The sequence below is a fragment of the Mucilaginibacter sp. PAMB04274 genome (assembly GCF_039634385.2).
GTDB lineage: Bacteria > Bacteroidota > Bacteroidia > Sphingobacteriales > Sphingobacteriaceae > Mucilaginibacter.
In genome coordinates, this window is the sequence record NZ_CP155081.2 from 5,121,004 (window position 1) to 5,135,296 (window position 14,293).

General features: G+C 40.9%; 12 protein-coding genes. 10 read left to right on the forward strand and 2 right to left on the reverse strand.

Annotation, left to right across the window (positions count from 1 at the left end; all coding sequences use genetic code 11):
• Nucleotides 1-225 precede the first annotated feature (225 nt).
• The 5 genes from ABDD95_RS22135 to ABDD95_RS22155 all read left to right on the forward strand — a co-directional run bounded on the left by ABDD95_RS22135 (nt 226) and on the right by ABDD95_RS22155 (nt 4,778).
• Entirely contained in the window at nt 226-1,368 is a 1,143-nt protein-coding gene (locus ABDD95_RS22135) for an SH3 domain-containing protein (protein ID WP_345949538.1), read from the forward strand.
• An 8-nt stretch (nt 1,369-1,376) separates the two neighbouring features.
• A complete protein-coding gene (locus ABDD95_RS22140) occupies nt 1,377-1,907 on the forward strand; it encodes a hypothetical protein (protein ID WP_345949539.1) in 531 nt (176 codons plus the stop codon).
• A gap of 329 nt (nt 1,908-2,236) precedes the next feature.
• The gene (locus ABDD95_RS22145) at nt 2,237-2,662 is read left to right on the forward strand and encodes a DUF3592 domain-containing protein (protein WP_345949540.1); all 426 of its coding nucleotides are present in this window, start codon (nt 2,237-2,239) and stop codon (nt 2,660-2,662) included.
• Nucleotides 2,663-2,909: 247 nt separating this feature from the next.
• Nucleotides 2,910-3,800 (forward strand): CsgG/HfaB family protein, encoded by an 891-nt coding sequence (locus ABDD95_RS22150; protein WP_345949541.1) that lies wholly within the window; start codon nt 2,910-2,912, stop codon nt 3,798-3,800.
• Nucleotides 3,801-3,956: 156 nt separating this feature from the next.
• Nucleotides 3,957-4,778 carry an alpha/beta hydrolase gene (locus ABDD95_RS22155; RefSeq protein WP_345949542.1) on the forward strand — a complete coding sequence of 274 codons (822 nt, stop codon included), beginning with the start codon at nt 3,957-3,959 and terminating at the stop codon, nt 4,776-4,778.
• Here ABDD95_RS22155 and ABDD95_RS22160 read toward each other — a convergent pair.
• Nucleotides 4,775-5,572: a helix-turn-helix transcriptional regulator gene (locus ABDD95_RS22160; protein ID WP_345949543.1), complete on the reverse strand. Its 798-nt coding sequence runs from the start codon at nt 5,570-5,572 to the stop codon at nt 4,775-4,777. The genes ABDD95_RS22155 and ABDD95_RS22160 overlap by 4 nt on opposite strands.
• Nucleotides 5,573-6,042: 470 nt before the next feature.
• Here ABDD95_RS22160 and ABDD95_RS22165 point away from each other — a divergent pair, with 470 nt between their 5' ends.
• The 5 genes from ABDD95_RS22165 to hemN all read left to right on the forward strand — a co-directional run bounded on the left by ABDD95_RS22165 (nt 6,043) and on the right by hemN (nt 12,374).
• The gene (locus ABDD95_RS22165; RefSeq protein WP_345949544.1) at nt 6,043-7,425 is read left to right on the forward strand and encodes a kelch repeat-containing protein; all 1,383 of its coding nucleotides are present in this window, start codon (nt 6,043-6,045) and stop codon (nt 7,423-7,425) included.
• Nucleotides 7,426-7,643: 218 nt separating this feature from the next.
• On the forward strand, nt 7,644-8,828 hold the full coding sequence (locus tag ABDD95_RS22170; protein ID WP_345949545.1) for a PAS domain-containing sensor histidine kinase: 1,185 nt from the start codon (nt 7,644-7,646) through the stop codon (nt 8,826-8,828).
• 1 nt (nt 8,829) lies between these two features.
• Nucleotides 8,830-9,879, forward strand: a complete 1,050-nt coding sequence (locus tag ABDD95_RS22175) for a response regulator (protein WP_345949546.1) — start codon at nt 8,830-8,832, stop codon at nt 9,877-9,879.
• Between the two features lie 87 nt (nt 9,880-9,966).
• Nucleotides 9,967-10,995, forward strand: a complete 1,029-nt coding sequence (locus ABDD95_RS22180) for a 2-hydroxyacid dehydrogenase (RefSeq protein ID WP_345949547.1) — start codon at nt 9,967-9,969, stop codon at nt 10,993-10,995.
• Between the two features lie 11 nt (nt 10,996-11,006).
• A complete protein-coding gene (gene hemN, locus ABDD95_RS22185; RefSeq protein ID WP_345949548.1) occupies nt 11,007-12,374 on the forward strand; it encodes an oxygen-independent coproporphyrinogen III oxidase in 1,368 nt (455 codons plus the stop codon).
• A gap of 95 nt (nt 12,375-12,469) precedes the next feature.
• Here hemN and ABDD95_RS22190 read toward each other — a convergent pair whose 3' ends face one another.
• Nucleotides 12,470-14,266 carry a hypothetical protein gene (locus tag ABDD95_RS22190; RefSeq protein WP_345949549.1) on the reverse strand — a complete coding sequence of 599 codons (1,797 nt, stop codon included), beginning with the start codon at nt 14,264-14,266 and terminating at the stop codon, nt 12,470-12,472.
• Between the last annotated feature and the right edge of the window lie 27 nt (nt 14,267-14,293).

Consider the following 14,293-nt stretch of genomic DNA (forward strand, 5'->3'; position numbering starts at 1 on the left):
AAGCGCTTGCCTTTTGGACCTTAAACTCGAATAGTTTTTTCGCATAGTTTGACACAAAGCCATTACTACGTTGCCCCATTCTATAGTTATAGGCTAACTCTAAATCATGTGACTGCTTCTGAATTTTTGCTGCAGAAGCGGTGATGAACATTTAGCTAAAAATACTGTTCCCATGGGTAAATACGTGAATGCTTCTTCTATGAAGTAATTACCGATCAAGCCGTTATGATTAAAGCCGATATTTATAAACCAACCTTTATGTTGCTAATGGTGATACATTTGGTTTGGCTTACGTCCTGCGGTTGCAATAATCGAAAACAACCTCAGGAAGCAACGGAAGTGGTCGGTTGCGCGCAAAGCCTGCAGGTGTTAATCAAACATTCGGGTTGGAAATCTCCGTTTAAAAGCAATTTTACTGCAGAAATTGAAAGTACGGATGACAAAAAATTGCGGGTTCAGTTATCAATTCCACCTAACGGTGGTTCCCGTACAGCGCATACAATAGGCTGGATAGTGATAGACGAGCAAAAGAAGACCTTAAGCGACATCACCAATGATCCGGAGAATCCGGAACCCATCACTTACCAACTTAAAGACTGGAACAGGTTTACAACCTGCTTTCACGAAGATGCAGAAAACCCTTCAACTACCGGACCGGTTTTACAACTAAGCGACCTGTTTACCGAAGGCAGTACAACAGCCTTTTCACCTAAGGATTTAAACAAAGATGAACCAAACATCAAACAATTCAAGGCTAAGTTAACCCGCTTTGAGCAGCAACATAAAGGCGATCAGTTAAACACGGAAGATTTTTCCATCCTGATTAATTATGAAGTATTTGATAATAGCAACACCTATGTAAACAGTAGTTGGCTAACTTATTTTCTTAACAAGTACCATATTAGCCCTCTAAAATTAAACGAGGCTTTTGAGCAAGCCATTACCCAAGAGGATTTCAATGCCGTTAAGATACTGCTTCAACACGGTTTTATTGTTTCTGACCAGCAGTTGAAGGCAGCCCGGCTAGCTAAAGAAAATTCGGTACGCCTGACCCACTACAATCTGCAAAACAAAAGGCTCGATGAGTCGGGAGATCCAACATTTTACGACGAAAAAGAATCGAAGATAGACGCTATACAACAATTGATCAACTCACAGTACCAAGCCAACATTATACAGGACAATGATGGCTTCACCAACTTGAGGGAGTCTAAAAGTAAAACGTCGAACATTGTCAGGCAAATCCAAAATGCCGAACATATTAAGGTGCTTGATAATATTGGAGAATGGTGGCAGGTGGAAACCGTGAGCGGAGAGAAAGGTTATGTGTTTTGGACAAGAATTAAATCGGGCAAGGTAACCAGGTAAATATTCAAATGATACTTAAAACTTTTGCGGGAACGATCTTCGCTTTACTTGGTTTTGCTACGCTGAGCTGCAACAGGCATGCAGCCTTAAAAATAGAACCCATAAGCATAGAGTTTAACGAGCGCTTTTTAACAGGCGAAAGGTTAGACACCAACTATTTCAGCACCAGGGATGTGATGCAGTATTACCAGGTTTCTAATTATGGCAACCAATCTTCCAAAAATCTGCTGGCAAAGTTAAGCACGTATACCAGCTCACGCTATCACTTCAAAAACATGGACACGGTGAATAATCTCACCCTCTTATTTTACAAGAAGCGGATGTTTGTAGATTATAGCGATCACCTGTACGAGTCGGCCCGGGACAATGACAACCGGACGCTCGAAGGCTATTCGAACGACTTAATAGCCCGGATAACTTATGAGCGGTTAAAGAAAGACCGGCAGAAGATAGTGGTTACTAAATATTTATATCCTATAGATGACAATAAGCCTTTAGGGCAAACAGATACCCTAACCGTCCATAACCCGCTTAATTAAACGCATACGTCTTTTTCATCAACAAATAACAGCCTTATCTATGCAATCAACACGAATTAAAATCCTGTTTTCGTTTCTTAGATTTATCATTTCCTGTAAGTCTAATGGGCAAGCGGGTGACTATGATAAAACCTAAAAACAGTTTAAAAAAAGATGGAAGATGCATATCAACTGATAGAATGCGACTTTAAAAAGGTTTACTAAACGTTCAGTAAGTTCTTAGCTTTTACTTATTGCTGTTTGCCAAAACCATTCTGATACTGCACGTAGCGCAGCAACTTAGCTGCGTGATTAACCATCTGACTTAAATTTAAACGATACTTTAAAATATGAACAAGTGGGATAGAATATTTTCTTTACTTGCGTTGGTTGCCGGGTTAGGCATAATTGTACTCATTATTACAGACAACAATAAAAACAATTACCTGAAAAAAACCGGCGCAAAGGCAACTGCAACAGTGGTTCGTACTTTGGTAGTCTTTAATAAAACTAAAAGCAGAACGCATGATTCGTTCAAAGACAAAAGTATTTATGGAATCTATCAGTTTAAAGCCACCAACGGACAAACTTACGAGGTACAGGCTACAACGTCAGGTGCACATATTGGGGAAAAGACTATCATTTATTACGATCCGGCAAACCCCCAATTAACTTATTATTTAGACAGTGATGCTTATGGCTTTTTTTTAGGCCTGGGCATTGGTTCGATCATGATCATCTTGGGTGTAGTCTTTTATAAGAAAGCATCAAGATGATTACTTTATAAATCAAGCCGTTATTGTAATAAAATCTATATACCAATATAGTTAGAACTAACTATTGATAAGCGTTTGAGCTGCGGTTATTTTTGATCTTAAATCAACTATCTATCTTTTAACCGCTTGATCTTTAACTTTTATGCTCAAATCTTTACTTTCGATTATAGTACTGTTAACTTCTACTGCTTACTTTTCATTTTCTCAAACCAAGTCAAAAAGAACTGGACCGGCCACAACAAAAACGATGGCAAAACCATCGGTTGCAGCACCAATGGATACCAGAGAAAGCATTCAGCCATTAGCGGGTGATCCATCAAAAGATAATGTAGCCATTTATCCGTTTACGTCTGCTACCGGCTATGATTATGATTATGCTCAAAGCGTAGGAAATGCGGTGGAATCGGGGTTTGTACGATCCACAAGATTTAACGTTGCGGAACGTAACCGGTTTGGAGCAATAAGCGCTGAAGAACGTTTTAAAGAAGTAAATACCGATAATGTAGTAAAAATAGCAGCAAAGCTTGGTGCTAAATATATTATAACCGGTCACATCACAGGAGCATCCTCTAACCCGGTTTACAACTCTTATGATCATAAGCTTCAGAGCTATCAAACTACAATCAGTTTGTCGTTCAAAATCATTGAAGTACAAACGTCCCTGATCAAGGTAGCTGAATCAATCAATATCATAGGTTCAGGAGGAACAACAGCACTTTCAAAAGGCAACTCGTACGCCAGTATTGATGGGATAACCAGAAGGCTAATTGCAGCTTACTTTCCCCAACGTTTTAAGTTTATGGCAGTAGGTGAAAAAGAGATGAAGAAAAAGCAGGAAGTGCTTAAATCGTTTAAAATATGGGGTGGCTCTGACCATGGAATTAAACCAGGTGATGCAGTTGAAATTTACATTCTAAATTATGTACGCAATCCGGCCACAGGCAAACAGGTTGAAGAACGAACCAACCTTGGTATTGCCACAATAACCGCCATTAATAGCGGCACCACAGCGACCTGCGAAGTTTATAGACCAGGAAAATATGGGGCTCAAATGCTTGAAGTCATCAATAAATCACCCGATATGGTTGTTATTGAATACACAGGCGGCGCCAAACCGAAGAGCTTTTGGGATCTGTAACCTAAGTATTTCTTTAATACATATATAAATGTGCGTGTTCTTTCAAGAAATAGCCGTTTCTTGTTTTTACTAAAAATAACAAACGCTATAAATGCAAAACCAATTATTTACAGTGGCCATGCTTTAGCAATTAATAAACCGTTGTAAATTAGCCCTATGCAGCTTAATAGCATTATAATCGAAAATTATACAATTACCTACCATGAACGAAATAGCGAAGCGAATGAGACGGTGTTTTTTATACATGGAAACAGCAACTCTTCCCTTCTCTGGGATAAACAGTTAAACGACGAGCAGCTACAGTCCTACCGGCTCATTGCAATAGACCTGCCAGGGCATGGTGAATCTAGCCATGCAGAAAATCCGGTTGAAGATTATACAATCATAAAGCTAGGCGGCTTAATGTATAATACAATTAACCAACTAAGTGATGGCAAACCGTTTATCGTTTGCGGTTTTTCACTCGGAAGTAACGTAGTTGCCGAAATGTTAACTTTTGATTTGCGTCCGAAGGGAATTATCTTAGTAAGTCCCTCAATTGTAGGGCAGGCGTTGGCACCGGCAACAATCAAAAACAAAGCAATCATCGGTGAGGTGCTTTTCGGTTCTAACATAACTCAAAAGAAGTTAGATGAATACCTGCAACTCGCAATACCTGATCAATACCACCACGAACGAGGGTTATTACAGAGCGACTATTTAAGGACAGATCATAATGTTCGTGTATTCTTAATGAAAAATGCACTGAAGGGCATCTTTTCGGACGAAGTAGCGCTTGTGAATCTAAGTGAGTTGTCCTGTTTAATGATAATCGGGCTGGACGATGAAATAACTTCGCCAGATAGTTATGATGCTGTCGACTTATTCACAGCCAAAGTAAACTTTATCAAATTAGACAGTACAGGACACTTTATCCCTTTAGAAAGTCCGAAAAGATTATCAAACCTTGTAAAAATGTATGCTGATGAAACCTTTTAAAGGTAACCATTGCTAATTGCATATTTTATAAGGTCGACCAATCCGTTTGAGTTGGTTTTTTCCAGAATGTTTCTGCGATGAATGTTAATTGTGTTAACGCTGATAAACAATCTGTCAGCAATTTGCTTGCTGGTAATTCCTTCACAAATCCATTTTAAAACCTCTATCTCCCTAACCGTTAGCAGGCCATCCTGTTCGTAAGGAAAATATACTTTATTCAAAAGTAGCTCTCCCCGGTCCCTTCGGTTATAAATAATCGGTTCAATAGTATGCACAACTTTGGTAGAGTTTGTGTAAGCACTTATATCATACAGGAAGCCTATTGTAGCCAAAGGCATCCCATTTTGCGCCGATTTGATAAAAGTAGACTGCTGCCGGATTTGCTTGTAGTCGCCCTTTCTGTTTCTAATTCGGTAATTAGAAGTAAAAAGAAAATCTGAGTGCTGGCTAATGGGCTTGGTTTTCAAAAAGGCTAAATTTTCGGGCAAAACGCGTTGACTATAAATATTTAAGTCGTCCTTCTGAAAAACGCTCCATGCAAAATCCAATCCCCCATCAAAAAACCTTGACAGCGGATGATCTATAAAAATATTGAGGTTACTACTAGCGTATGTATACTTCTGCTGGGTATAATCTAATATATAGATTGCAGGCATCAATTTAGCGTAGTAGCCTAAATGACCGCTCATTATTGATTTCAAATGTTTACTGCCTTCTACCAGTTCACTTAATTCACCAATCTCAAATTGTTGAATGGCTTTAAGGAAGGTTGGAAAAGACTGTGGTAAATTCATCTTTTTATCAAATCTATGACCTTACTAATATAGTTATAACTAACTATTGAACGAATTTTTTCTACGTTTTAAATTTGAAAATGAACGTCTTACCAAAATATTGCCAAACTCAGCCATGCCTCTTTTATCTTTTCAAACAAGTAATAAACCTATCAGGCCCTTCAAGCCCTGTTGATATTTGATTAATTATTCAGATCAGTATCTGTTTTTAGAAGTTGAACGCCGCACTTTTAAAGACATCTGTCAATAGTAAAGGTTTGAAGGAATTACTGCGCAGGAATGCCATCTTCACAGGAGCCGGTCAACTTTTAGACGATTTATATAATCTGGCAGCCTAATATTTCAGCACTGTGGCTTGATTAAGCTCTTTTGAATGCTGCTTATATGCTCCGGTAAACTGACAAGGCGAAGCATTTCAGCGCCACTTACTATCTAAGAAATAAACATATCTATTATTTATACTACAACACATGAAACGTTTTTTTACAATTTTCACATTGGGCATAGTGAGCCTTTTACTTTCCTGCGGCAAAAGTGATAGCGGTGGTACAGAAAGCCCGGCACCAACGCCACCCATTGCTCCAACAATTACAATAAGCAGTTTTACGCCACAAAGCGGCAGGGCCGGAATTACGGTTACCATTATGGGAACAGCGTTTGGCACAGATCTTAATGCGGTTAGTATAAAATTTGGCAATGCTGTAGCCGTTAAACCGAAAACTATTACGCCAACGCAGTTATCTGTAGATGTTCCGGCCGATGCAACTACTGGTAAAATAACGGTCAGTGTAACTGGCAGTACAACTGCAATCAGCGCAACCGACTTTACGTTTGATACGACGATTGATTACTCTACTTACAATAAAATAGAATATACGGGCACCGCATCTTTGTCAGAAGCGCGGGAGGATTTTGCGGCGGCAGGCATCGGTAATAAAATTGTGTTTGCCGGTGGGTTTTCATATACCACTGCTAAAGATGGTAAGTATTCTAAAACCGTCGATATATATAATACCTCAACAAACGCATGGACTACCGCACAATTAAGCGAGGCCAGAGAAGGTTTAGCAGCGGCAGCAGCGGGTAACAAAATACTTTTTGCAGGTGGCTCAAGCGAAACAACTACTTATAGCAAAACTGTTGATATTTATGATGTGGTTACTAACACATGGTCAACTGCACAATTAAGCGAGGGGCGCCATAAATTAACTGCAACTGCCATTGGTAATTTAGTAGTGTTTTCAGGCGGAGCTAACAGCTCAAGCAGTAATTCGAGCACAGTTGATATATATGATGTAACAACCAATGCCTGGACAACTGCTAAATTAAGTGATGGCAGAAGACGTTTAGCCTCGGCCTCATCGGGTACCAAACTATTGGTAGCAGGCGGAAGCTTTGACAACTTAGATGGCAAAACAGTAGATGTTTATGATGGCGTAACCAAAGCTTGGACAACAACCCAAATGAGTGAAGAAAAATCACACTGCATTGGAACCAGTGCGGGTAGCAAAATTGTTTTTGCTGGCAATTCTAAAACTGCAGATATTTATGACGTCACAACCAATAAATGGACAACGGCTCAAATGAGCACTACCAAATATGATGGTGCAGCAGCAAGCGGCGGTACAAAGATATTATTTGCGGGAGGAGCAGTACCCTCGTCAAAAGCAGTAGACATTTATGATGTAGTTAGTAACACCTGGACCACTTTGCAACTCAGTGAAGAAAAATATGGACTTGCAGGTGCCAGCGCAGCTAATAAGATAATATTTGCCGGTGGTACAAGACCAGCAAATGGCGCTTCTACGTCTCAAACTACCAAAACAGTCGACATTTTCACATTATCTAAATAATAACATAATAGTCAATCGAGCCTTGTTTTCATTAAGATATTCGAAATGCAAGCCCTTTTCAAATAGAAAAGGGCTTTGCTATTATAAGTCTTTCACGAATCCCCTCGATGCCATTATTTTGCCACGTTTGTGACCTGCGTCACCTTTTACATTGAGTTTTATCAAGTTTACGTTTCAAAAAAGGAAAGATATTTGATATTAATTACTTTTACCAGCATATGGACAATGCCGCTTTACTAACTGCCATTATTCAAAACGCCATTGATGGTATCATAACCATTGATGAACGCGGCGTTGTGGAGAGTATCAATCCCTCGGCCTGTAAGCTTTTTGGATACTTGGAAGAGGAAGTTATTGGCAAAAATATAGCCTTCCTTATGCCACCACCCGACAGGGAACAGCATGACGAATATATAAACCGGTATCAGCGTACCGGTAAAGCGCATATTATAGGTATCGGCCGCGAAGTAAAGGGCCTTAGAAAGGATGGCTCAGTGTTTCCGTTCAGGCTGGGCGTAAGCGAGGTACAATATTCCGGCCGTAAAATATATACCGGTTTTATACATGACCTAACCCGCGAAAAAGAGGCCGAAGAACGCCTGCGCGAACATGCGACCAGGTTAGAAGAGGAAGTGGAAGACAGAACTCAGTCTTTAAAAGAAACCGTACAGGCACTGCAGTCAGCTAAGGAGGAGGTCAGCCAGTCGCTGGAAAAGGAGAAGGAACTGAGCCAGTTAAAAAGCAGGTTTGTTTCTATGGCTTCGCATGAATTCAGGACTCCTTTAAGTTCCATACAACTATCTGCTGTCTTAATTGAGAAATATGCACAACAGTTTGAAAGTGCTAACATCACTAAGCATGTTGGTAAAATAAAAAACTCAGTGGGCAACTTAACCGGTATCTTAAATGATTTTCTTTCGCTTGAGCGGCTTGAGGCAGGCAAGGTTGAGCCGGTATTCACTCCTTTTGACATTGTTAAGTTTTCTGAGGAGATTACCGAAGAAATGCAACTGATTGCCAAGCAAAATCAGATGATTATTTATCAGCATACCGGCATAAATAGCATGATAGCTTTAGATCAGTCGTTGCTGAAGAATTGTATTATTAATCTCATCAGCAACGCCATTAAATATTCAGGAGAAAATACCTTTATCGAGTTTAATACCGAGATAGCGGCAAACCAGTTAAACATTACCGTAAAAGATAACGGAATTGGTATACCCGACAGTGATCAAAAGCATTTGTTCGAAGCCTTTTTCAGAGCTCATAATACAGGCAATATTCCGGGTACCGGTTTAGGGCTTAATATTGTAACTCGCTACGTAGGTTTAATGAACGGCCATATCCAGTTTAAAAGTAAGGTAAACCAAGGCACCTCATTCACACTATCATTCACCATTTAATATGAAAACCATCCTCATCATCGAAGATAATAACGACATACGCGAAAGCACCGCCGAGATACTGGAACTTTCGGGATATCAGGTATTACAAGCCGAAAACGGCAAAGCTGGTGTTGATATAGCTCTTCAACACGCACCAGACCTGATCTTATGCGATATTATGATGCCCGAACTGGATGGCTATGGGGTATTGTATATGCTGAGTAAAAACCCGGCAACCTATGCTATCCCTTTTATTTTTTTAACGGCAAAAGCTGAACGGGTTGACTTTAGAAAGGGCATGGAAATGGGCGCCGATGACTACCTAACTAAGCCTTTTGACGATATTGAACTGTTGAGTGCCATTGAAAGCCGTTTAAACAAACAGCAAAAGCAGGAAGAGCACTACAGCAAAACCTTACAGGAATTTGAAAAGCTGGCTGCCGTTAATGGCAAAGGGGCGCAGGAACTAAAAGCACTCGTAAGCAGTAGAAAAGTAAGGCAGGTAAAAAAGAAGCAGGTGCTCTTTTACGACGGCGATGAGCCACAGGGGATATATATTGTATTGACAGGCAGTTTAAAAACGATAAAGCTGGCCGAGGATGGCCGTGAACTGACTACCGGCTTATATAAGAGTAATGATTTTTTAGGGCTGCATGCGCTATTGCTTGATGAGCCCTTCACAGAAACAGCCGAAGCTACCGAAGACTCAACCGTGTGTTTGCTGGCTAAAGACCTCATTTTAGATTTGCTGAACCGTTACCCGGATGTAAGTCAGCAGTTTATTAAAATATTGGCTAACAACATCCGCGAGAAAGAAGACAAACTGCTTGAGCTGACCTATAATTCGGTCAGGAAGCGCCTGGCCCAAACCCTTGTTAGGCTGAGTAACCAATCACCTGATCCGGCACAGTATAAAGCATCGCGGGAGGAGCTGGCTTCTTTGGCGGGTATTGCTACAGAAACAGTTAGCCGTACTTTAACCGATTTTAAAGCGGAGGGGCTGATAGAAAAGAAAGGCAGCCATATCCAAATACTTGATCTCAGCCGTTTGGCTAAAATGAAAAACTGACGCAGATCACATTTTGGTTTGATTAGCCTCATAGTATAGCAGCCACTGTACAGGTAGTTTTGTAATGAAATAAACGCCTATTGACAGATGAAAGTGGTTGCCTACAGTATTAAATCTTTCGAGAAAGAATTTTTGGCCAAGGCCAATCAAAAAAAGCATGATATCACCCTGATATCAAACCCATTGAGCCTTGAAACCACACTGTATGCCGAAGGCAAAGATGCAGTAATTGTTTTCACCAATGACGATGTATCGGCACCGGTAATAGAACAACTGGCGGCCAAAGGCATCAGGTATATTGCAACCCGCTCAACCGGTACCGATCATTTAGACAAGCAGGCGGCAGCCCGCTTTGGTATTAAACTGGCTAACGTGCCCGATTACTCACCACAGGCAATTGCCGAGCATACGGTAGCCCTGGCTTTAACGCTGAACCGGCAAATTATTAAAGCACAAGAGCATGGCCGGCATTTTGATTTCAGACAGGAAGGACTAACAGGTTTTAACTTTTATGGCAAAACCGTTGGCCTTATTGGTATGGGGCATATTGGTAAAGCCGTGGCTAATATTTTTGCAGGCTTTGGTTGCAAAGTTATTGGCTATGATATAACGCCACCATCGGGCGCAAAAAATATTATTCCTGTTTCGCTTCAAGAGCTATATAAGCAGTCAGACATTATCTCACTTCACACGCCGTTAACGCCAGACACAAAGCACCTCATCAACAGCAATAGCTTAAAGCAAATGAAAGACGGTGTAATGCTGCTCAATACCTCTCGTGGTGGTTTAATTAACACAACCGATGTATTGAAAGCGTTGAACGACGGTAAAGTAGGCTATCTAGGCATTGATGTTTACGAACATGAGAAAGGTCTTTTTTTTGAAGACCATGAACATGATACCGTTAAAGACAGCCTTTTACAAGACCTTATTAGCCACCCTAATGTTCTGGTAACCCCGCACCAAGCCTATTTAACCACCGAAGCCGTGCAACAGATTGCCGACCAAACCATCAAGAACCTGGATATGTGGCAGCAAAGCAAATGTGTAGGCAAGGCATGTGTTTGTGCAAAAAATTGCCGTGCTGTGGAGCCGGCTATAACAATTCCGGCCTAATAAAATTGTTTATGAAAGCTACTGAAAAACTTATAAAAAAATATCATACCGCGGCGCCGCGGTATACCAGTTACCCTACAGTACCATATTGGAATGCAGACGCGTTTAACAGTGCGCAATGGAAGCAATCAGTTGCACTCTCTTTTAAGGAAAGTAATAAAACAGATGGTATTAGTTTGTATGTGCACCTGCCCTACTGCGAAAACTTATGTACCTATTGCGGCTGTAATACCCGTATTACTAAAAACCATACTGTTGAGCAGCCTTACATCCAGGCTGTATTAAAAGAGTGGGCCATGTACCAACAGCTTTTCGATAGCAAACCCGTTATACGAGAAATACATTTAGGTGGTGGCACGCCAACTTTTTTCAGTGCCGATAATTTGCAGATGCTTATAAACGGGCTATTAGCAAATGCTACAGTACATCCCCAAGCTGAGTTTAGTTTTGAAGCCCATCCTGCCAATACCACACAGACGCACTTGCAAACCTTGTATAACTTAGGCTTCAGACGCCTGAGTTTGGGTATACAAGACTTTGACCCAAAGGTTCAATTGATTATTAATCGTTTGCAAAACTTTGAGCAGGTAAAAGCTGTAACTCAACAAGCGCGTAAAATTGGCTACACTTCCATAAACTACGACCTGATTTATGGTTTGCCGTTGCAAACCATGGAAAGCATAGCCGATACTATTATGCTGGTATCGGAACTGATGCCCGAAAGGATAGCATTTTACAGTTACGCCCATGTGCCATGGATTAAGCCCGGCCAGCGCAAGTTTACCGAAAAAGATTTGCCCGATGTGCCTACCAAAAAAAAGCTGCACGAATTGGGCAGGCGCATGTTTAATATGCTGGGCTACAAAGAAGTGGGTATGGATCACTTTGCCTTACCCGGCGATAGTTTGTTTAAGGCTTCACAAGATGGGACGCTGCACCGCAATTTTATGGGTTATACACACCAGTATACGCAATTAATGGTGGGGTTGGGTGTATCATCCATAAGTGACACCTGGTATGCTTTTGCGCAAAACGTTAAAAAAGTTGAGGATTACATTGAACTTGTAAACAGCGGAACATTGCCGGTAGTAAAAGGCCATTTGCTAACCGACGAGGATTTGGTAATCCGCAAGCATATCTTAGACATTATGTGCAAAGGCAAAACCTGCTGGAATTTTCATATTGAGCCCTGCATTGCATTAATTGATGGCATGGAACGCATGCAGCAACTGGCTGATGATGGTTTGGTTGAACTTAACTCCTGGTGTTTAACGGTTACGCCATTAGGCAAGCGCTTTTTAAGAAATATATGTATGGCCTTGGATGCCCGTTTGTGGGCCGATAAGCCGGCCACCCAGCTTTTTAGTATGGCCGGATAATTTAAGTTGTGTGATGTTGCTTTAGTTTGAAAAGCCTGTAAAGGCAAAAAGCGGTTCAGTAATTGAACCGCTTTTTTTATTGACTTTAGATTATCTCACACTGTTAACAGGGCCGATGAAAGGGCCTTTAAATGAGTTTCAGATACAATCAGCTCTTTGTACATCTTAGTTAAATACTCCTGGCTTTGGTTACTTATTTGCGGCATTAGTTGCTTATAGTAATTAATGCCCGCTTGTAACTGGTCTTTAAATTTTATCAGGTATTTCTGTTTTTTATCATTCCAGTTTTTTAAATGGCTGGCCATATCCGCACGCAAATATTCAATGTATAAGTTCAATTCATTTATAAAAATGTTTGATCGTTCAGTATTCTTCAACAAATCAAGCTGGCCGTAAATGTGCTTTATCATCTCTTCCAAACTGTAAACGCCCGAAAAATAAGCCAGGTTAGGTCCGGGGCATACTGCTACGGCTTTGCTTTCGCGTGGTTTCAGCATATCGTTCTTAATGTAGGCTGATGCACAAAGGCCTTCGCAAAGACAGATCTTTTCGGTAATGGCTTCAACCTGTTCCTTATACAAGTCCACAGGCAGGTTCTCTGTTGCCAGCTGCTGTAATTTAAGATGCTGGTACTCACGTGATGCTGTACATATAGGCTGCTCGGTAAACTCCGTATTTGTACATAAATATTTTTTTGTACAGGGGCTGCCGGGTCTGCCTTTCTCTATGCGTTCAAGGCGCTGTTGTTCCATACTAGCGTTCTTGAAATTATTAAACAGCACACCAAGTGGCGAAGCCGCACTTACATAAAAGTCGTCATTATTGGCCTCAGCTAATTGATACAGTGTTTCGTTATCAACATTAGTTGCTTCGGGCACTAATAAGAACGGGCTTCCCCAACCGGTTGCATCCAGTTGATAATGATTTAGCAAAAAACTATCTTCAAGTGCTGTACCTATACCGCCTTGTACACTTATGCGCTGCTGCGGAGCTTCAACATATTTGATACTTTTATCTGATAAGGCCGCCTGGTACATTTGCAGCAATTCATGTAGCATAGGCTGTCTTTTTTGCTTAAACTCATCCAATATAGGACCAAGTAATAACCCGTCGGTAGCAAAAGCGTGGCCTCCACAGTTCAATCCCGATTCAATTCTAAACTCAGACACCCACAATCCCTTTTTAGCCAAAAATTTAGCCTGTATAAGAGCCGACCGGTAATCACTTACTTTTAAAATTATTTTTTTGCGCAAGTGCCCATTTTCGTCCGGATAAAAGTCTGCAAAGCGCTCAAGATAACTGTATAGCCTGGGGTTCATGCCGGCCGAAAGGATAATAGACGAGTTTAAATCACTTTGAGCAAAGCCCCTGAGTGCAGCTAAGGCATCTGTATTTTCATCGCCGGTGTACTGCCCGTCTGCGTCAAAGTTCATCTTATCCACTTTCGACATAATGTTCACATCAATAGCTCCCTTTTGTAAATAGGAGCGCAACAAGTTCTGAAATATCCTTTTACCCACCGGGTCGGGGTAATCCCTCATCAGGTCATAACCTTGTTTCAAATTAGTTGCAGGGGGCTGTAAATCGAAGTACCGGTCTAAATCTGAGCCTTGTTCAAAAGGTAATTGCTTAAGTTGCTCAAACTGTTCATTAACCAACTTATTTAACAGGTTAAGATAAGCAGTAACACGCTGGGCCCGGCTATCGGGCTCACCTTTGTGTATAGGTTCAAAGCGTAGTCCATTCTTTTCTGTATGGTACTTACGCATGCGTTCAAGTAATTCATCATCAACAATAGAAACAGTTGATGTAATACCATAACGTGCTACTTTTAACGGAGTATCAACCGAGAAGGCAAGCCCGAGTACGGGGATATGAAAGGTGTGACTCATGTGGCAGTAATAAAAAGGTGTAACCAT

What these genes read in the sequence shown, in the direction of transcription:
- ABDD95_RS22135 (WP_345949538.1), top strand. Translation starts at nt 226, where the DNA reads ATGATTAAAGCCGATATTTATAAACCAACCTTTATGTTGCTAATGGTG.
- ABDD95_RS22140 (WP_345949539.1), top strand. Translation starts at nt 1,377, where the DNA reads ATGATACTTAAAACTTTTGCGGGAACGATCTTCGCTTTACTTGGTTTT.
- ABDD95_RS22145 (WP_345949540.1), top strand. Translation starts at nt 2,237, where the DNA reads ATGAACAAGTGGGATAGAATATTTTCTTTACTTGCGTTGGTTGCCGGG.
- ABDD95_RS22150 (WP_345949541.1), top strand. Translation starts at nt 2,910, where the DNA reads ATGGCAAAACCATCGGTTGCAGCACCAATGGATACCAGAGAAAGCATT.
- ABDD95_RS22155 (WP_345949542.1), top strand. Translation starts at nt 3,957, where the DNA reads ATGCAGCTTAATAGCATTATAATCGAAAATTATACAATTACCTACCAT.
- ABDD95_RS22160 (WP_345949543.1), bottom strand. Translation starts at nt 5,572, where the DNA reads ATGAATTTACCACAGTCTTTTCCAACCTTCCTTAAAGCCATTCAACAA.
- ABDD95_RS22165 (WP_345949544.1), top strand. Translation starts at nt 6,043, where the DNA reads ATGAAACGTTTTTTTACAATTTTCACATTGGGCATAGTGAGCCTTTTA.
- ABDD95_RS22170 (WP_345949545.1), top strand. Translation starts at nt 7,644, where the DNA reads ATGGACAATGCCGCTTTACTAACTGCCATTATTCAAAACGCCATTGAT.
- ABDD95_RS22175 (WP_345949546.1), top strand. Translation starts at nt 8,830, where the DNA reads ATGAAAACCATCCTCATCATCGAAGATAATAACGACATACGCGAAAGC.
- ABDD95_RS22180 (WP_345949547.1), top strand. Translation starts at nt 9,967, where the DNA reads ATGAAAGTGGTTGCCTACAGTATTAAATCTTTCGAGAAAGAATTTTTG.
- hemN (WP_345949548.1), top strand. Translation starts at nt 11,007, where the DNA reads ATGAAAGCTACTGAAAAACTTATAAAAAAATATCATACCGCGGCGCCG.
- ABDD95_RS22190 (WP_345949549.1), bottom strand. Translation starts at nt 14,266, where the DNA reads ATGAGTCACACCTTTCATATCCCCGTACTCGGGCTTGCCTTCTCGGTT.